Source organism: Mycoplana dimorpha, assembly GCF_003046475.1.
Classification (GTDB): Bacteria; Pseudomonadota; Alphaproteobacteria; order Rhizobiales; family Rhizobiaceae; genus Mycoplana; species Mycoplana dimorpha.
Window position 1 is genome coordinate 343,224 of sequence record NZ_PZZZ01000005.1, and the last position, 16,543, is coordinate 359,766.

General features: G+C 65.3%; 22 protein-coding genes. 15 read left to right on the plus strand and 7 right to left on the minus strand.

From position 1 onward, the window contains the following. Nucleotides 1–136 precede the first annotated feature (136 nt). Both C7449_RS14455 and C7449_RS14460 read left to right on the plus strand, forming a co-directional pair. Entirely contained in the window at nucleotides 137–883 is a 747-nt protein-coding gene (locus C7449_RS14455; protein WP_108003536.1) for a YebC/PmpR family DNA-binding transcriptional regulator, read from the plus strand. 71 nt (nucleotides 884–954) lie between these two features. Next, nucleotides 955–1,590 (plus strand): HAD-IA family hydrolase, encoded by a 636-nt coding sequence (locus C7449_RS14460; RefSeq protein ID WP_108003538.1) that lies wholly within the window; start codon nucleotides 955–957, stop codon nucleotides 1,588–1,590. 2 nt (nucleotides 1,591–1,592) lie between these two features. Here C7449_RS14460 and C7449_RS14465 read toward each other — a convergent pair whose 3' ends face one another. Then, nucleotides 1,593–2,588 carry an LLM class flavin-dependent oxidoreductase gene (locus C7449_RS14465; RefSeq protein ID WP_108003539.1) on the minus strand — a complete coding sequence of 332 codons (996 nt, stop codon included), beginning with the start codon at nucleotides 2,586–2,588 and terminating at the stop codon, nucleotides 1,593–1,595. Between the two features lie 156 nt (nucleotides 2,589–2,744). Here C7449_RS14465 and ruvC point away from each other — a divergent pair, with 156 nt between their 5' ends. The 7 genes from ruvC to ruvB all read left to right on the plus strand — a co-directional run bounded on the left by ruvC (nucleotide 2,745) and on the right by ruvB (nucleotide 6,398). Then, nucleotides 2,745–3,257 carry a crossover junction endodeoxyribonuclease RuvC gene (ruvC, locus tag C7449_RS14470; RefSeq protein WP_108003541.1) on the plus strand — a complete coding sequence of 171 codons (513 nt, stop codon included), beginning with the start codon at nucleotides 2,745–2,747 and terminating at the stop codon, nucleotides 3,255–3,257. A 55-nt stretch (nucleotides 3,258–3,312) separates the two neighbouring features. Further along, nucleotides 3,313–3,561 carry an AbrB/MazE/SpoVT family DNA-binding domain-containing protein gene (locus C7449_RS14475; protein WP_108003543.1) on the plus strand — a complete coding sequence of 83 codons (249 nt, stop codon included), beginning with the start codon at nucleotides 3,313–3,315 and terminating at the stop codon, nucleotides 3,559–3,561. Continuing rightward, a complete protein-coding gene (locus tag C7449_RS14480) occupies nucleotides 3,561–3,974 on the plus strand; it encodes a type II toxin-antitoxin system VapC family toxin (protein WP_108003545.1) in 414 nt (137 codons plus the stop codon). The genes C7449_RS14475 and C7449_RS14480 overlap by 1 nt, the downstream gene beginning before the upstream one ends. Before the next feature lie 11 nt (nucleotides 3,975–3,985). Beyond that, nucleotides 3,986–4,603: a Holliday junction branch migration protein RuvA gene (gene ruvA / locus C7449_RS14485; RefSeq protein ID WP_108003547.1), complete on the plus strand. Its 618-nt coding sequence runs from the start codon at nucleotides 3,986–3,988 to the stop codon at nucleotides 4,601–4,603. A gap of 90 nt (nucleotides 4,604–4,693) precedes the next feature. Beyond that, nucleotides 4,694–4,960 (plus strand): AbrB/MazE/SpoVT family DNA-binding domain-containing protein, encoded by a 267-nt coding sequence (locus C7449_RS14490; protein ID WP_280952482.1) that lies wholly within the window; start codon nucleotides 4,694–4,696, stop codon nucleotides 4,958–4,960. After that, a complete protein-coding gene (locus C7449_RS14495; protein ID WP_108003550.1) occupies nucleotides 4,957–5,361 on the plus strand; it encodes a PIN domain-containing protein in 405 nt (134 codons plus the stop codon). Before C7449_RS14490 ends, C7449_RS14495 begins: the two co-directional genes overlap by 4 nt. Then, nucleotides 5,358–6,398: a Holliday junction branch migration DNA helicase RuvB gene (gene ruvB, locus C7449_RS14500; RefSeq protein ID WP_108003552.1), complete on the plus strand. Its 1,041-nt coding sequence runs from the start codon at nucleotides 5,358–5,360 to the stop codon at nucleotides 6,396–6,398. Before C7449_RS14495 ends, ruvB begins: the two co-directional genes overlap by 4 nt. Before the next feature lie 140 nt (nucleotides 6,399–6,538). On the opposite strand, the gene C7449_RS14505 is transcribed toward ruvB, so the two are convergent. The 4 genes from C7449_RS14505 to C7449_RS14520 form a co-directional block, all read right to left on the minus strand. Next, nucleotides 6,539–7,030, minus strand: a complete 492-nt coding sequence (locus C7449_RS14505) for an Hsp20/alpha crystallin family protein (RefSeq protein ID WP_108003554.1) — start codon at nucleotides 7,028–7,030, stop codon at nucleotides 6,539–6,541. Between the two features lie 229 nt (nucleotides 7,031–7,259). Continuing rightward, nucleotides 7,260–8,150 (minus strand): NAD-dependent epimerase/dehydratase family protein, encoded by an 891-nt coding sequence (locus tag C7449_RS14510; RefSeq protein WP_108003556.1) that lies wholly within the window; start codon nucleotides 8,148–8,150, stop codon nucleotides 7,260–7,262. Next, complete coding sequence (locus C7449_RS14515) at nucleotides 8,147–9,040, minus strand: glycosyltransferase (protein ID WP_108003558.1); 894 nt, start codon at nucleotides 9,038–9,040, stop codon at nucleotides 8,147–8,149. The genes C7449_RS14510 and C7449_RS14515 overlap by 4 nt, the downstream gene beginning before the upstream one ends. Then, nucleotides 9,037–10,257: an NAD-dependent epimerase/dehydratase family protein gene (locus tag C7449_RS14520; RefSeq protein ID WP_108003664.1), complete on the minus strand. Its 1,221-nt coding sequence runs from the start codon at nucleotides 10,255–10,257 to the stop codon at nucleotides 9,037–9,039. The genes C7449_RS14515 and C7449_RS14520 overlap by 4 nt, the downstream gene beginning before the upstream one ends. 140 nt (nucleotides 10,258–10,397) lie before the next feature. On the opposite strand from C7449_RS14520, the gene ybgC reads away from it, so the two are divergent. Further along, nucleotides 10,398–10,856 (plus strand): tol-pal system-associated acyl-CoA thioesterase, encoded by a 459-nt coding sequence (gene ybgC / locus C7449_RS14525; protein ID WP_108003560.1) that lies wholly within the window; start codon nucleotides 10,398–10,400, stop codon nucleotides 10,854–10,856. A gap of 71 nt (nucleotides 10,857–10,927) precedes the next feature. Here the strand turns inward: ybgC and C7449_RS14530 are convergent, their stop codons facing one another. Both C7449_RS14530 and C7449_RS14535 read right to left on the minus strand, forming a co-directional pair. Beyond that, entirely contained in the window at nucleotides 10,928–11,284 is a 357-nt protein-coding gene (locus C7449_RS14530; RefSeq protein WP_108003562.1) for a type II toxin-antitoxin system RelE/ParE family toxin, read from the minus strand. After that, nucleotides 11,281–11,541: a CopG family ribbon-helix-helix protein gene (locus C7449_RS14535; protein WP_108003564.1), complete on the minus strand. Its 261-nt coding sequence runs from the start codon at nucleotides 11,539–11,541 to the stop codon at nucleotides 11,281–11,283. The genes C7449_RS14530 and C7449_RS14535 overlap by 4 nt, the downstream gene beginning before the upstream one ends. A 468-nt stretch (nucleotides 11,542–12,009) precedes the next feature. On the opposite strand from C7449_RS14535, the gene tolQ reads away from it, so the two are divergent. The 5 genes from tolQ to pal all read left to right on the plus strand — a co-directional run bounded on the left by tolQ (nucleotide 12,010) and on the right by pal (nucleotide 16,390). Then, on the plus strand, nucleotides 12,010–12,726 hold the full coding sequence (tolQ, locus tag C7449_RS14540) for a protein TolQ (RefSeq protein WP_108003565.1): 717 nt from the start codon (nucleotides 12,010–12,012) through the stop codon (nucleotides 12,724–12,726). A gap of 30 nt (nucleotides 12,727–12,756) precedes the next feature. After that, the gene (gene tolR / locus C7449_RS14545; protein ID WP_108003567.1) at nucleotides 12,757–13,206 is read left to right on the plus strand and encodes a protein TolR; all 450 of its coding nucleotides are present in this window, start codon (nucleotides 12,757–12,759) and stop codon (nucleotides 13,204–13,206) included. 10 nt (nucleotides 13,207–13,216) lie between these two features. Then, nucleotides 13,217–14,284, plus strand: a complete 1,068-nt coding sequence (gene tolA / locus C7449_RS14550) for a cell envelope integrity protein TolA (protein WP_108003569.1) — start codon at nucleotides 13,217–13,219, stop codon at nucleotides 14,282–14,284. 37 nt (nucleotides 14,285–14,321) lie between these two features. Then, entirely contained in the window at nucleotides 14,322–15,623 is a 1,302-nt protein-coding gene (tolB, locus tag C7449_RS14555; protein ID WP_108003572.1) for a Tol-Pal system beta propeller repeat protein TolB, read from the plus strand. 242 nt (nucleotides 15,624–15,865) lie between these two features. Then, nucleotides 15,866–16,390 carry a peptidoglycan-associated lipoprotein Pal gene (pal, locus tag C7449_RS14560; protein ID WP_108003574.1) on the plus strand — a complete coding sequence of 175 codons (525 nt, stop codon included), beginning with the start codon at nucleotides 15,866–15,868 and terminating at the stop codon, nucleotides 16,388–16,390. Nucleotides 16,391–16,543: the final 153 nt, after the last annotated feature.

Below are 16,543 nucleotides of genomic sequence, written 5' to 3' on the forward strand. Positions count from 1 at the left end.
ATAAGGCGCCATTTTCCAACATCGGAGCCGCCGGGCCGGACTGGACGCGGATGGGTGCGCTCCCGAACCGAAACAGCGCCGGCCGAAGCTCCCGGAGCGGGTTGCTGCCGTCGCGCCAGACAGATCAAGGGGTGCCATGGCAGGCCATTCACAGTTCAAGAACATCATGCATCGCAAGGGGCGGCAGGACGCCGTGCGCTCGAAGATGTTCTCCAAGCTCGCGCGCGAAATCACCGTTGCCGCCAAGGCGGGCATGCCCGACCCGGCCATGAACCCGCGCCTGCGGCTCGCCATCCAGAACGCCAAGGCGCAGTCGATGCCGAAGGACAACATCGAGCGGGCCATCAAGAAGGCCTCCGGCGGCGATGCGGAAAACTACGAGGAAGTCCGCTACGAGGGTTATGGGCCGGGCGGCGTCGCCGTCATCGTCGAGGCGCTGACCGACAACCGCAACCGCACCGCCTCCTCGGTGCGATCGACCTTCACCAAGGCCGGCGGGGCGCTCGGCGAGACCGGCTCGGTGTCGTTCTCCTTCGACCGCGTCGGCGAGATCACCTACAAGCTTTCCGCCGGTGACGCCGACAAGGTGATGGAGGCGGCGATCGAGGCGGGCGCCGACGACGTCGAGACCGACGAGGAAGAGCACACCATCTATTGCGCCTTCGAGGAGATCGGCGAAGTGTCCAAGGCGCTCGAAGAAACCCTCGGCGAGGCCGAGACCGTCAAGGCGATCTGGAAGCCGCAGAACACCGTTCCGGTCGACGAGGAGAAGGCGCAGTCGCTGATGAAGCTCATCGACACGCTCGAGGACGACGACGACGTGCAGAACGTCTACTCGAACTTCGAGGTTTCCGACGAGGTGATGGCGAAGCTCTCCGCCTGACAGGCAGGCCTACCCACCATACACTACGCCCGTGCCCTTCGAGGCGCGGGCTTTTTCATGACCTTTCCTTCATGACCTACGACCTTGTGATTTTCGATTTCGACGGGACGCTTGCCGACACCGCCGAGTGGTTCATGACCGCGACCAACAGGGCGGCGGAGCGCTTCGGCTTTCGGTCGATGTCGCATGTCGAATTCGAAGCGCTGCGCGCGAAAGGCAGCCGCGAGATCATCGCCCACATGGGCGTGCCGTTCTGGAAGCTGCCGGCGATCGCAGCGTTCATGCGCCGGCAGGCCGAAGCGCACGCCTCGCAGGTCCGCCTGTTTGCCGGAGTGGAGCCGATGCTGGGTTCGCTGAAGGCGGCCGGTGTGCGCATTGCCATCGTCAGTTCCAATCGCGAGACGGTCGTTCGCACGGCACTCGGTGACCGCGCGGGGTACATCGATCACTTCGGCTGCGGCGCCTCGCTGTTCGGGAAGGCGCGGCATTTCCGCCGGCTGTTGAAGGCGACGTCGCTGGCGCCCCGGCGGGTGCTCTCCATCGGTGACGAGGCGCGCGACATCGAGGCGGCGCGCGATTGCGGCATTGCGGCCGGCGCGGTCGGCTGGGGCTACGCCGATCCGGGGTTCCTCAGGAGCCTCGGCCCGGACCTGTTCTTCCCGAAGGTTGAGGACATCACCGCAACGCTGATCGGCCGGCGCGGCTGAACTCAGGCGGCGAGCGCTGCCCGCGCCTCGGCAAACAGCCGCACCGATTTCAGTCGCGCCTCCATGTCGAAGACCGGCATGGAAATGATCAGTTCATCGGCCTTGGTCAGATCAAGGAAGCGGGCGATCTGGTCGCGGGCGGTATCGGGGCCGCCGACCACGGCATATTGCAGCGTGTGCTCGACCATGATCTTTTCCTGCTCGCTCCAAAGCCCCTCCATGCTTTCGACCGGGGGCGGGAAGGCGGTCGGCGCGCCCCGGCGCAGCGCGACGAAGGACTGCTGCATGGAGGTGAAGTGATAACGCCCTTCTTCGTCCGTCTCGGCCGCCACGCCCATGACGCCGACCATGACCTGCGGCTTGTCGAGATATTGCGACGGCTGGAAGCGCTCGCGGTAGATCTGAAGCGCCGACAGCAGCATGTCGGGGGCGAAATGCGAGGCGAAGGCGAAGGGCAGGCCGAGCATGCCGGCGAGATGGGCGGAATAGTGGCTGGAGCCCAGCAGCCAGACGGGCACGTTGCTGTCGGCGCCGGGAACGGCGACGATCTTCTGGTTCGGCTGGACCGGACCGAGCAGCGCCAAAAGGTCGACCACGTCCTGCGGGAAATTTTCTGCCGAGGCTTCCATGTTCCGCCGCAGCGCCCGGGCCGTCAGCATGTCGGTGCCGGGGGCGCGGCCGAGCCCGAGGTCGATGCGGCCGGGAAACAGCGCCTCCAGCGTGCCGAACTGCTCGGCGATGACCAGCGGCGAATGGTTCGGCAGCATGATGCCGCCGGCGCCGACCCGGATGCTTTTCGTTCCGGCAGCGACATGCTGGATCACCAGCGAGGTCGCGGCGCTGGCGATGCCGCGCATGCCGTGGTGTTCGGCCAGCCAGACGCGCCTGTAGCCCTGGGCCTCCGCCTCTTGCGCCAGCCGCCGCGAATTGGCGAGCGACTGGGCGACGGTGCCGCCTTCGACGACCGGGGAGAGATCGAGGATCGAGAATGGGATCATGGCGGCGCGCCTCGCGGACGGTTTCAATGTTCCCCATGTAGGTGCAATCGACTGAAATCCAAACCGGGCCGCAAGCATATTCGGCCGGGGTGTGGATGTTTTTGTTTTGTTCACATTTCGCTGGCAGGGTCCGCCCGACCGCAATAGGGTTCGACCATGCAGGGCACGATTCGCATCATCGGCATCGATCCGGGGCTTCGCCGCACCGGCTGGGGGATCATCGAGACGCTCGGCAATTCGCTGCGCTTCGTCGCCTCCGGCACGGTGACCTCCGACGGCGACATGAACCTGGCCTCGCGGCTCTGCCAGCTGCACGACGGGCTGGCGGACATCGTCCATGCCCACCGGCCGGACGAGGCGGCGGTGGAACAGACCTTCGTCAACAAGGACGCGACCGCGACGCTGAAGCTCGGGCAGGCGCGCGGCATCGCCATGCTGGTACCGGCGCGCGCCGGCCTGCCCGTCGCCGAATATGCGCCGAACGCGGTGAAGAAGGCGGTGATCGGCGTCGGACACGGCGACAAGCAGCAGATCCAGATGATGCTGAAGGTGCTGATGCCGAAGGTGGAGTTCAAGGGCGCGGACGCCGCCGACGCGCTCGCCATCGCCATCTGCCACGCCCACAACCGCAGCAGCCTTGCCGGGCGGCTGGCCAAGCTCGCCGGGTGATTTGTTCTTGACTTGTTCTAGTGGTGGCACTAGGTAATACCGTAGAGGTATTACGATGCGTGTGACTGAAAAAGGCCAGGTGACGATCCCGCGGAATGTGCGCAACAATCTCGGCATTGTGCCGGGATCGGAGGTGGAGTTCGTTCTTCAAGGCGACAGTGCCGTTTTGCGCCGTGTCGAGCGGTCTGCTGACGAGCGCGAGCGGGAGGTTCAGGAACTGACCGAGCATCTCCGGCGTCACAAGGGCTCGATGGCACTTGGCGACCTCGACGGCGAGGCCTTTTACAAGCTGCTGCGCGACTGATGGCCACGCTCGTCGATACCAACGTCCTGATCGACCTCTTCCATTCCGGCAGCGCCTTTGAAGACTGGTCCCTTCGTGCGGTCACCGAGGCGCGGCGGCAGGGTGATGTGCTGATCAATCCGTTGATCTATGCCGAGATGGCTGCCGGTTTCGCCACGGTCGCCGCGCTCGATGCGGCACTCTCGCCGACATCTTTTCTGCGCGAAGACCTGCCATGGGAAGCAGCCCATGCTGCGGGTCATGCCTTCCTGCAGTACAAGCGCGGCGGTGGCGACAAGCGTTCGCCCCTGCCGGATTTCTACATCGGCGCGCACGCCCTGGTGCGCGGGCACAATCTGCTGACCCGTGATCCAGTGCGCTATCGAACCTATTTCCCGATGATCCGATTGATCACGCCCGAAACACATCCCTGACGGACCTTCCCATGATCGGCAAACTCAAAGGTACTATCGACGAGATCGGCGACGACCATGTGGTGCTGGACGTCCACGGGGTCGGCTACGTCGCGTTCTGTTCGGCGCGCACGCTTGGCAAGCTCGGCTCGGCCGGCGAGGCGGCGGTGCTGTTCATCGAGACCTATGTGCGCGAGGACCAGCTGAAGCTGTTCGGGTTTCTATCGGCGCTGGAACGCGAATGGTTCCGGCTCTTGCAGAGCGTGCAGGGGGTCGGCTCGAAGGTGGCGCTGGCGGTGCTGTCGACGCTGACGCCGGGCGAGCTTGCCAATGCGATCGCGCTGCAGGACAAGGCGCAGGTCTCGCGCGCGCCGGGCGTCGGGCCGAAGGTGGCCGTGCGCATCATCACCGAATTGAAGAACAAGGCGCCGGCCTTTGCCGGCGAGGCGGGGGCGTCGATCGGCCTGAAGCAGGAGATCGGCGAGGGCGTGGCCCCGGCCCCGGTCGCCGACGCCGTCTCGGCGCTCGCCAACCTCGGCTATTCGCGCGACCAGGCGGCGAACGCCGTCGCCGCGGCGCTGAAGAACGGCGGTGAGGGCGCCGACAGCGCGAGGCTGATCCGGCTGGGGCTGAAGGAACTGGCACGGTAGTGGGAGAAATCTGAATCCTTCGGAAATGCGTGGTATATTCCGACGAAGTTATCTTTTTCGGAGGTTCAGGTGAAAAGTTGGACCGTTACGGTGTCGTCAAAGGGACAGGTTACGATGCCCAAGGAGATGCGGGAGGAACTTCATCTCCGGCCGGGTGACCAGCTGATCTACAGCATCATCGACGGACAGGTGATCGTGACGCCCAAGAACGTGGACTTCAACGATCTTGCGGGCCTGCTCGGCCGTCCGCCAAACGGCTCTTTCACGCTTGAAGAGATCGACGAGGCCGTGCTGCGGGCTGCGGGCAGCAATGCGCTAGACGTCAGTGATGACGAAAGCCCGGATGCCGCTGCATGAAGATGTTCGGCCTCGATACCAACGTCGTCATCAGGCTCCTGACGAATGACGATCCTGCACAGCGGCAGGCGGCCCTCAAGTTCGGCGCTGGTCTCGGGAAGGACTATCGTGCCTTTCTGTCGCTGGTCAGCATCCTTGAACTCGATTGGGCGCTGCGTTCAAAACTCGGCTTCAGGAGGAACGACGTGGTCGCGGCCGTCAATAAACTGCTGCAAACCCGGGGGCTCGTCATCGAACACCACAATTTGGTCCTCAAGGCCCTCGATCTGGTGGAGACGAACAGCGCGGACCTCGCAGACGCGCTCATTGCCTGCCGGTCGATCGAGGAGGGTTGTGTTTCCGTGAAGACCTTCGACCTGAAAGCCACACGAAAAGTACCCGGAATGGAACTTCTGACATGACCGACGCCGCACGGCTGATCTCCTCCGAACGGCGCGGCGAGGATGTCGACGCCGCGCTGCGCCCGCAGACGCTCGACGATTTCACCGGACAGGCCGAGGCGCGCGCCAACCTGAAGATCTTCATCGAGGCGGCGAAGAACCGCGGCGAGGCGCTCGACCACGTGCTGTTCGTCGGCCCGCCGGGGCTCGGCAAGACGACGCTGGCGCAGATCATGGCGAAGGAACTCGGCGTCAACTTCCGCTCGACCTCGGGGCCGGTGATCGCCAAGGCCGGCGACCTCGCCGCGCTTCTGACCAATCTCGAGGAGCGCGACGTGCTCTTCATCGACGAGATCCACCGGCTCAATCCGGCCGTCGAGGAGATCCTCTATCCGGCGATGGAGGATTTCCAGCTCGACCTGATCATCGGCGAGGGGCCGGCGGCGCGCTCGGTGAAGATCGACCTGTCGAAGTTCACCCTGGTGGCGGCGACGACGCGGCTCGGGCTTCTGACGACGCCGCTGCGCGACCGCTTCGGCATTCCGGTGCGGCTCAATTTCTATACGGTCGAGGAACTGGAATCGATCGTGCGGCGCGGGGCGCGGCTGATGGGGCTCGGCATGACGGACGAGGGGGCGCGCGAGATCGCCCGGCGGGCGCGGGGCACGCCCCGCATCGCCGGGCGGCTGCTGCGGCGGGTGCGCGACTTCGCGGAGGTGGCGAAGGCCGAGGCGGTGACGAAACAGATCGCCGACGAGGCGCTGACGCGGCTGCTCGTCGACAACATGGGCCTCGACCAGCTCGACCGGCGCTACCTGTCGATGATCGCCCACAATTTCGGCGGCGGGCCGGTCGGCATCGAGACGATCGCCGCGGGTCTTTCGGAGCCGCGCGACGCGATCGAGGACATCATCGAGCCCTACATGATCCAGCAGGGGTTCATCCAGCGCACCCCGCGCGGCCGCGTGCTGACGGCGAACGCCTGGAAGCACCTGGGGCTGCAGCCGCCGAAGGATCTCGAGGCGAGCCAGTTCCGGCTGTTCTCCGAGGAGGAGTGATCCGGGCCGGCGTGAGCCCCCCTGGCGTTCGCCAGGTAAGCACGCTGCCCGCATCCTTCCGCAGCGGCCGACATGTCGATCAGCCGCTGCGGAAGGGTTTTTGCGCGAGGCTCGCGCTATCGCGCAGGCATGCCCAGCCATCAATGGCTGATGGTGGTGCCGGAGCCGGAGCCGACCTTGATGCGGCGCGCCTGGTCCTTTGCCGCGTTCTTCGGGAGCGTGATGGTGAGGACGCCGTTCGCCATGTCGGCGTGGACGTCATCGGGATTGATCGAATGCGGCACCCGGATCGAACGCTGGAACTGGCCGAAGGACCGCTCGGTGAAGTGGAAGTTCTCCTTGTCCTCCTTGGCTTCCGTCCGCTTTTCGGCACGGATCGTCAGGAGGTCCTCATCGAGGGTGATGTCGACATCGTCTTCGGCCACGCCTGGCATTTCCGCGGTGATGCGGATCTGGTTCTCCGTTTCGGAAACGTTGATCCGCGGCATCAGGACGCCCTGCTCGCGTTCCACCGGCGACCGCGCGCCCTGGAAAACCTCGTCGAACAGCCGGTTCATGCCCTGTTGCAGGGAGAAGAAGGGATCGTTGCTCATCGAGGTTCCCGTGAACGGCATCAGTGAACGACGTGCCATGATAGTCACTCCTTCATCGACTGAAGGCCGGCGTCGTCGGGTTGCCGCGTGTCCGGTCGCCGGCCGACAGGGCCGGACAAGCGCCCCTCTGCGCATCCCGGTGTGACGACGAATTTTAAAACATCGGCGGGGCAATTGGAACCGTGACGCAGGGCAGGCGGTGTGCGGCGGCCAGTCGCAGCCGTCCGAAGACCCCGCATGAGAGCGCCGCTCCGGGCCTATTGCATCGTTAGGCGACGAGGTCAGTGACGACCGCAAGGAGCCGGGCTGCGCCGCCCGGCGTCCAGCCGAGCGCCCGGATCTTGTCGATCGCCATCGGATTGAAGGCTGCAAGATCTGCGGCCGGCGGCAGCGGGTGGGGGCAAGCGGTGGCGTCGCGCACGATCGCAAGGACGGTACGGGTGTCGACGAGCAGGTCGGAGACGTTGAACAGGCGGCCGCTTGTGGCCGCCGCATCGGCGTCGAGCATCAGCCGGACGGCGGAAGCGACGTCATCGCCGTGGACCTCGGTGCCGGCGCGGGCGGGAACCGGGCGGCCGGCAAGGTAGTCATCGAACAGGGACTGCCACTTGTGCCGGCGGCCGGGGCCGGCGGCGCCGTAGACGCCGGTGACGCGCAGGCTGGTTCCGATGAAGTCAGGGGTGCAAAGCCCCTGCAGGCCGTGCTCGGCGGCGAGCTTCACCTGACCGTAGAGCGTATCCGGCCGTGGCGGCGTTTCCTCGGTAAGGGGCACGCCAGGCGGCTGCGGGCCGTAGACGGCGCGGCTGGAGAGGAAGACGCAGCGGCGCACGCCGGCCTGCCGCGCCTCGCCGAAAAGCCGCACCGACCCGTCCAGGTTGGCGCGACGAAAACCGTCCGGGTCGTCGCCTTCGCCGCCACGGTATTTTCCGGGCAGGTGCGAGAAGGCGGCATGGACGAAATGGTCGATGTCCGTGAAGGCGGCGCGCTGGTCGAGGCCGGGGTCGAGGCTGAGCGGCACGAAGGCGACGTCCTTCGAGAAGAACCCGGCTGCGGGCGGCGACCGGCCGCCGACCGCGACGTCGTGGCCGTGCGCCAGCAGGTGCTCGACGACGAACCGGCCGACATAGCCGGTGCCGCCGGAAACGAGGACGCGGCTCATGCGCCGATGCGTCCGGCCTGCGCGGTGGCCGCCGGTGGGGCGGGGTTTGGCAGGCTGTCGATGTCGGGGATCGGCGCCCCGTCGTGGAAGGCCTGCCAGAGGGCGATCAGCGGCGCCAGCCGCTCCGCCTTCGGGTGGTTCGTCTCCCAGGGCTTCTCATATTGGTAATGCAGGACGTGGATGCTCCGCCAGTCCCAGAGTTGCGGCAGGTTGAACCAGACATATTGCAGCATGTTCATGAAGACGGGCAGGCCGTGCCAGTCCGGGAAGAAGGCCTGCAGGAAGGTCTGGTCGGTGCGCGGCCAGAACGCGTCCGGCGCGTCGAGCCGTTGCAGCATCGCTGAGAAGGTGACGGTCGAGGGGCGGGCGACGAACACGCCGGAGTTCAGCCGGTGGAAGTCGGCGAGGCTCTCGTAGACGTTGGGGGCGGCGGAAAACTCTGGATAGGAGAACAACCGGTCGATGTTCTTCAGCACGATCGCATCGGCGTCGACGAAGATGCACGATTCGTACTCGACCAGTTGCCAGAGCCGCAGCTTGACGAAGTTGTCGAGCGGCGTGTGGAAGGCCGGCTTGCGCCCCTTGGTGAAGGGGGCCGCACCATGCAGCGCGGTGCGGGCGTGGCGGGCGTTGAAGGCGTCGGAGAGCGGCAGCAGGTCGGCTTCGACAAGGCGGCCGCCGAGGGCGGCGAGGGCGCTGCACTGTTGTTCTGCTAGTGCCGGCGTGTGCAGGACGACGATGTCGGCGGTCGTGCCGGTTGCAAGCAGCGAGCGGACGAGCCCGGTGGCGCCCTGCGCATAGTCGGCATTGGTGACGAGCGTCACATAGGCCTGCCGTGCCCGGGGCGGTGCGCTACGCCTGATACCGGCTTCGGAGGCGTCTGCCGTCATGATACCGATTTGAGCCTCCGGCCTTCCGGGTCGGTATTGATGGTGGCGGCGATGTCGCGCGTCCAGGCGGAGACGGCCGGCACGCGCGAGCGGTCGACCCGGTAGGCGAATTTCTTCGCCACGTCGACGATCTCCGACAGCAGCCCGCTCTCGAGCGTGGTGGGCTCGAGGCCGAGCGAGCGGAACTTTTCGTTCTCGACGACGAGGTCGTTTTCGGCCGCCTCCTTGCGCGGGTTCGGCAGCCAGGCGATCTCGCTGCCGGTGAGGCCGGCGATCAGCTGGGCGAGGTCGCGGACGCGGTGGGTCTCGGTCATCTGGTTGAAGATTTCGACCCGGTCGCCGCGGGCGGGTGGGTTTGAAAGCGCCAGCTCGATGCAGCGCACCGAATCCTGGATGTGGATGAAGGCGCGGGTCTGCCCGCCGGTGCCGTGCACCGTCAGCGGATAGCCGATCGCCGCCTGGATCAGGAAGCGGTTCAGCACGGTGCCGTAGTCGCCGTCATAGTCGAAGCGGTTGACGAGCTGCGGGTGGCGGCGCGTCTCACTCGTATGCGTGCCCCAGACAATACCCTGGTGCAGGTCGGTGATGCGCAGGCCGTCGTTCTTTGCGTAAAACTGGAACAGTAGCTGATCCAGGCACTTGGTCATGTGGTAGATCGAGCCGGGGTTGGCGGGATAGAGGATCTCCTGGCGGGCGGTGCGGCCGTCCGTGGTCTCGATGCCGACCGGCAGGTAGCCTTCGGGGATCGCAGCACCGACCGTCGAGTAGCCGTAGACGCCCATGGTGCCGAGATGGACGACATGGGCGTCGAGACCGGTCTCGACCAGCGCATTGAGGAGATTGTGGGTGGCCGAGACGTTGTTGTCGACCGTGTAGTTCTTGTGCCGGTCGCTCTTCATCGAATAGGGGGCGGCGCGCTGCTCGGCGAAGTGGATCACCGCATCGGGCCGTTCCTCGCGCAGCCAGTTCTTCAGGCGCTCGTAGTCGCGGGCAAGGTCGATCAGCTGGAAATGGATGCGGCGGCCGGTTTCGGCGTGCCAGACGCGGGTGCGTTCCTGGATGGAATCCATCGGGGTGAGCGACTGCACGCCCAGCTCGGTATCGATCCAGCGGCGGGAGAGATTGTCGAGGATGTGGACCTCGTGGCCGGCGTTGGAGAGGTGCAGCGAGGTGGGCCAGCCCACGAAACCGTCTCCGCCGAGAACCGCAATCTTCATCGCCGATGCCATGGAATACCCCCCTGCGCGTTGAGACTGGTCCGGTCATAGTGACCGAATATGACAGGAGTGCAATCCTTGCTTTTGCCCCGCCGTTCCTCCACAGAGGCGGAAAGATCGCCTCGTTTCGGATATTGGACATGACGAATTTCGACCACGCCCTTGCGGGGGAACTGACGGCGGACGGACACCGGCTGGTGCAGCGCGTCTACTACGAGGACACGGATTTTTCCGGTTTCGTCTACCACGCCCGCTACCTCCACTTCATGGAGCGCGCCCGCACCGATTACCTACGCTGCCTCGGCGTCGAGCAGGGGGCGCTGTCGATCGAGGGCGACACGGAAGGGCTGATGTTCGTCGTCCACCGGATGGAGATCGACTTCAAGGCGCCGGCCAGGATGGACGACATCCTCACCGTGCTCACGCACACCGAAAAGGCGGGCGGGGCGAAGATGGTGCTGCAGCAGGAGGTGCGCCGGGGCGAGCAGCTGTTGATCGCCGCCAAGGTGGTGATCGCCGTCATCAACGCCAAGGGCCGGCCGCGGCGGCTGCCGGAGGGGCTGGCGGTGCAATTTCTCGCGGCCCGGGGCGACGAGTAGTTTTTCGCCTATTCCGGAACGAAAGGTTGCGCGTTGGTAACAGCTCGGCGAAGCGACGGGCCTTCGCCGCCTCAAAACGACGATTTGGTGTCGTCGGAGAAGCTGTCCAGTTCGTCTTCCAGGTCGCTGTCGATATCGACAGCCGGGGTTGGTGTCATCATCCGCCCATGTCGGATCAAGATGACGTCAACCTGGGAACCATCGTAGATGTAGTCGAGAAGATAATCGCCGACGACCAGCGTAAGGCTCCCGGCGATTTGTAGACCATGCACGCGGTTTCCCGCCTCAGGAAAGCTCTGAATCGTTCGTTTGGCGTTTTTCATTGCCGACGAGAATTTCCTTGCCGCTGCTGGATTCCGCTGTCGCAAGTACTCCGCTTCTGCGCGCACGTAGTTTGCCGCATCTTTCGAAAGCCTGACTCGGCTCATGCCACCTTCCCGGCAATGATCCGATCCATATCCGCGATGACGTCATCCATGTCTTCGTGCTCTCCCGCGGCAATCTGCGCGCGCCCCTTGATCGCCGCGAGAATGTCAGCGCCTTCGTTCAGAAGATAGGTTCTGAGTGCACGAACAATGATGTAGCTTCGGGAGCGCTCTGTCGCCTCGGCGATGGTCTCGATATCCGACAATAGATCTGCCGGGACTCGAACGGTCACTGACTCGGACATATTGGCTTTTGACATCAATCGCTCCTTTCATGCTGTGAGACAATGTAAGACAAAATGATGGTCGCCGCAATTTTCATGTCACGGATGCGGACGGGGCAGTTCTGAGCCCCAGGGCACAAATCCGATCCTGGCCGGGATGTCAGGCGCTGATTTCGGCGTCCCGGTAACACTCCGTTAACCACAATGATGTCTTACTCGGCGCACTGGATTATGTGCGCTGCACGTCATCCTTTAACCAAAATTGACGGCAAGAAGGCAGTTGAGAAGCGTTGGATCGGCGTGGCGGCCGGCAACATCAACCGGACATTCTTGACGAACGCGGAGCGGCTGCGGGCATAGCGAACCGCCGGCTCCAGAGGTTTGCCAAATGCCGGCCGGGCAATTCCGAACTCCCGTCGGATGCCGGTCCGGCAGGCGGATGAGGACCCGGTGCGATGGCCAGAGGCGCCCGTGCCGGGTGTTTGGATTCGGGGACAGAGGTCTATGGAACAGGTAGGTTTGGCAGCAACGGCAGACGTGACCCTCTGGTCGCTCTTCATGCAGGCCGGCTTGGTGGTCAAGCTGGTCATGCTCGGGCTGATCGGGGCGTCGGTCTGGACCTGGGCGATCGTCGTCGACAAGACGCTCGCCTACGGCAAGGCGCGTCGCGCCCTCGACAGCTTCGAGCAGGTGTTCTGGTCCGGCCAGTCGCTGGAGGAGCTCTATCGCACCCTCTCCGATCGCCAGACCTCCGGCATGAGCGCGATGTTCGTCTCCGCGATGCGCGAATGGAAGAAGAGTTTCGAGCGCGGCGCGCGCTCGCCGATCGGCCTGCAGATGCGCATCGACCGGGCGATGGACGTGACGCTGGCGCGTGAATCCGAAGCGCTCGAGGCGCGGCTCGGTTCGCTTGCGACCATCGGCTCGGCGGCTCCCTTCATCGGCCTGTTCGGCACCGTCGTCGGCATCATGACCTCGTTCCAGGCGATCGCCGGCTCGAAGTCGACCAACCTCGCCGTCGTGGCGCCGGGTATCGCCGAGGCGCTGCTCGCCACCGCTATCGGCCTGCTGGCCGCCATTCCCGCCGTCATCGCCTACAACAAGTTCACCGCCGATGCCGGCAAGCTGACGGGGCGCATGGAGGGTTTCGCCGACGAGTTCTCCGCCATCCTTTCGCGCCAGATCGACGAGAAGCTGCAGCCGCGCCAGGCGGCGCAGTGACCGGCCGACGCTAAGCAGGAGACCTGGGCCATGGGCATGTCAGTCGGTGGGGGCAAGGGCGGCGGCGGCCGTCGCAGGCGCGGCGGCAAGAAGGCCGTCATGAGCGAGATCAACGTCACGCCGTTCGTCGACGTCATGCTGGTGCTTTTGATCATCTTCATGGTCGCCGCCCCGATGATGACGGTCGGCGTGCCGCTCGACCTGCCGAAGACCTCGGCCAAGGCGCTGAACGCCGAGACCCAGCCGATCACCGTATCGGTGAAGGCGGACGGCGCGGTGTTCCTGCAGGAAACCGCGATCCCGGTCGAGGAGATCGCCGCCAAGCTCGAGGCGGTCGCCACCACCGGCTACACCGAACGGATCTTCGTGCGCGGCGACGGTGCGGCGCCCTATGGCGTGATCGCCGACGTGATGTCGCGCATCCAGCAGGCGGGCTTCACCAATATCGGCCTCGTCACCGAGCAGAAACCGGACAATTGATCAGACCGCGATGAAGGGCAGCCTCGCCACATCCGCCGCATTGCATATCCTGGTGCTCACCTGGGCACTGGTATCGATCGGCAGTCCAGAAAGTTTCGACGTCGCCGACGTCGAGGCGATGCCGGTCGACATCGTGCCGATCGAGGAGCTGACGCAGATCCAGCAGGGCGACAAGAAGGCGCCGATGAAGGAGAAGGCGGCGCCGGTCCCGACCAAGCGCCAGGACGTCGTCGAGAATGCCGAGAACGCCGGCGACAACGACATCGACATGAAGACGCCGCCGACGCCGGACAAGAAGCCGCAGAACGTCGAGACGGCGGCGGCCCCGCCGAAATCCGAGAAGGCCATTCCCACCCCCGAGCCGGCCAAGGAGCCGGTCGAGGAGGTGCAGAAGACCGAGCCGGCGACCACGCCTGCCACCGAGGTGGCGAAGGAAGCCGAGCCGAAGCAGGACGTCAAGCCCGACGCCAAGCCGGAAGAAAAGCCGGTCGAGGAGGCGCCCGCCGAGGTCGCGGAAGCCGAATCACTGCCGAAGACCGGCCCGGTCCCCGAGGTGAAGCCGAAGCCGGCGCAGGCCCAGACGGCCAAGACCGAGGACCGCAAGAACGAGGACAAGAAGAAGGAGCAGAAGAAGCCCGCCTCCGCCAAGGAGAGCGACTTCAACGCCGACGAGGTGGCGGCCCTTCTCAACAAGACCGAGAGCAAGGGCGGCGGCGCCAAGCGCGCGACGGAAACCGCCGCCCTCGGCGGCAAGAAGACGACCGGCGGCTCGAAGCTGTCGATGAGCGAGATGGACGCGCTGCGCGGCCTGATCCAGAACAACTGGTCGATCATTCCCGGCATGGCGGACGCCACCGAGGTGCGCATCAGGGTGTCGATGCAGCTCGACCCGGACGGCAACATCATCGGCGAGCCGGAAGTGGTGGCGACGGGCGGTTCGGAAGCGGCGCGCCGGGCGCTTGCCGGCGGCGCACGCCGGGCCGTGCTGAAATCGGCGCCTTTCGACAAGCTGCCGAAGGACAAATACGACGCCTGGAGCGAAGTCGTGGTGAACTTCGATCCGAGCGAAATGATGTGATGCCACGTGGCATAACTACCAGGAAGGCCTAGAACGCATGTTGAGACGCACTTTCCTTCATACCGCAGCCGGGCTGACCGGCGTTGCGGCGACGGTGTCGCCGGCCTGGGCGCTCGTCGAGATCAACATCAACAAGGGCAACGTCGAGCCGCTGCCGATCGCGGTGACGGATTTCATCGCCGGCGGCGATCTCGGCCAGAGGATCACCGACGTGATCGCGGCCGACCTGAAGCGTTCCGGCCTGTTTGCGCCGGTCAACAAGCAGGCCTTCATCGAGAAGATCTCCAATCCCGACCAGCCGCCGCGCTTCGAGGACTGGAAGGTCATCAACGCCCAGGCGCTGGTGACGGGCCGGGTGGCGCAGGAAGGCGGCCGGCTTCGCGCCGAGTTCCGCCTGTGGGACACGTTTGCCGGCCAGCAGATGACCGGCCAGCAGTTCTACACCCAGCCGGAGAACTGGCGCCGCGTCGCCCACATCATCGCCGACGCGATCTATGAGCGGATCACCGGCGAGAAGGGCTATTTCGACACCCGCATCGTCTATGTCGCCGAGAGCGGCCCGAAGAACGCCCGCAAGCGCCAGCTCGCCATCATGGACCAGGACGGCGCCAATGCGCGGGCGCTGACCAATTCCAACGAGCTGGTGCTGACGCCGCGCTTCTCGCCGAGCCGCCAGGAAATCACCTATATGTCCTTTGAGGGCCAGCAGCCGCGGGTCTACCTGCTGCAGCTCGAGACCGGGCAGCGCGAGGTGGTCGGCAACTTCCCCGGCATGACCTTTGCGCCGCGCTTCTCGCCCGACGGGCAGCGGGTGATCATGAGCCTGCAGCAGGAAGGCAATGCCAACATCTACACGATGGACCTGCGCTCGCGCACGACGACGCGCCTGACCTCGACGGCGGCGATCGATACCGCACCCTCCTACTCGCCGGACGGCAACCGGATCGTCTTCGAAAGCGACCGCGGCGGCCGCCAGCAGCTCTACGTGATGAACGCCGACGGCTCCGGCCAGACCCGCATCTCGTTCGGCGACGGCTCCTACTCGACGCCGGTCTGGTCGCCGCGCGGCGACCTGATCGCCTTCACCAAGCAGTCGGGCGGCAAGTTCTCGATCGGCGTGATGAAGACCGACGGCTCGGGCGAGCGCATCCTGACGAGCGGCTTCCACAACGAGGGGCCGACCTGGGCGCCGAACGGCCGCGTGCTGATGTTCTTCCGCCAGCCGGCCGGCTCGGGCGGGCCGCAGCTCTTCTCGATCGACCTGACCGGCTACAATGAGCAGCAGATCCAGACCGCCAGCTACGCTTCGGACCCGGCCTGGTCGCCGCTGCTGGAATAATCCGGCAGGGGATATGCCGGCAATTGTGTCAGCGCCGCCGCTTTCTCGCCTCAAAGTCCTGCAAACGAGGGCTTCACAAGGCGAGAATCGGCGGCGTTGCCGTCTCGTGCCGGGATCGGGGGATCATTGTGAAAGCGTTTATTAACCATAATTGTTGAATGCCGCTTAACCGCGCACGGTTACAGTCTGGCAACCCTGATTGAAACCCAAGCCCTATCGAACTGATGCAAGGAGATCGGCTCATGAGCCGCACGGAAATCTCGGCCGCTGGCCGCATGCAGACCTTCGCCCGCAACCCCGCCATGCTGGCTCTTTTCATGGGGCTGGCACTTGCCGGCTGCGCCAACAAGAAGAACCTGCCCAACAGCGCCGGCGAACTCGGCCTGAACAACGCGACCCCGGGCTCGACGCAGGACTTCACCGTCAACGTCGGCGACCGCATCTTCTTCGACACCGACTCGACCTCGATCCGCGCCGACGCGGCCGCCACCCTCGACAAGCAGGCGCAGTGGCTGCAGCGGTACTCGAACTACGCGATCACCGTCGAGGGCCATGCCGACGAGCGCGGCACGCGCGAGTACAACCTGGCGCTTGGCGCCCGCCGTGCGACGTCCACCAAGCAGTACCTCGTCAGCCGCGGCGTTCCGGCCAACCGCATTCGCACGATCTCCTACGGCAAGGAAAAGCCGGTCGCCGTCTGCGACGACATCTCCTGCTGGTCGCAGAACCGCCGCGCCGTCACCGTTCTCGGCGGCGCCGGGATGTAATCTCCGGCAAAGACCGTGTTTCAGGGGCCCGCCAGCGATGGCGGGCTCTTTCTTTTCAAGGGATGGCCGTTGTCGCCGCCATTCCGACCGCGGCGCGAAAGACTATGTGGAGCTCAGCGACTTGAGCGCGCTGGATGCCGGATCGCGGTCCCG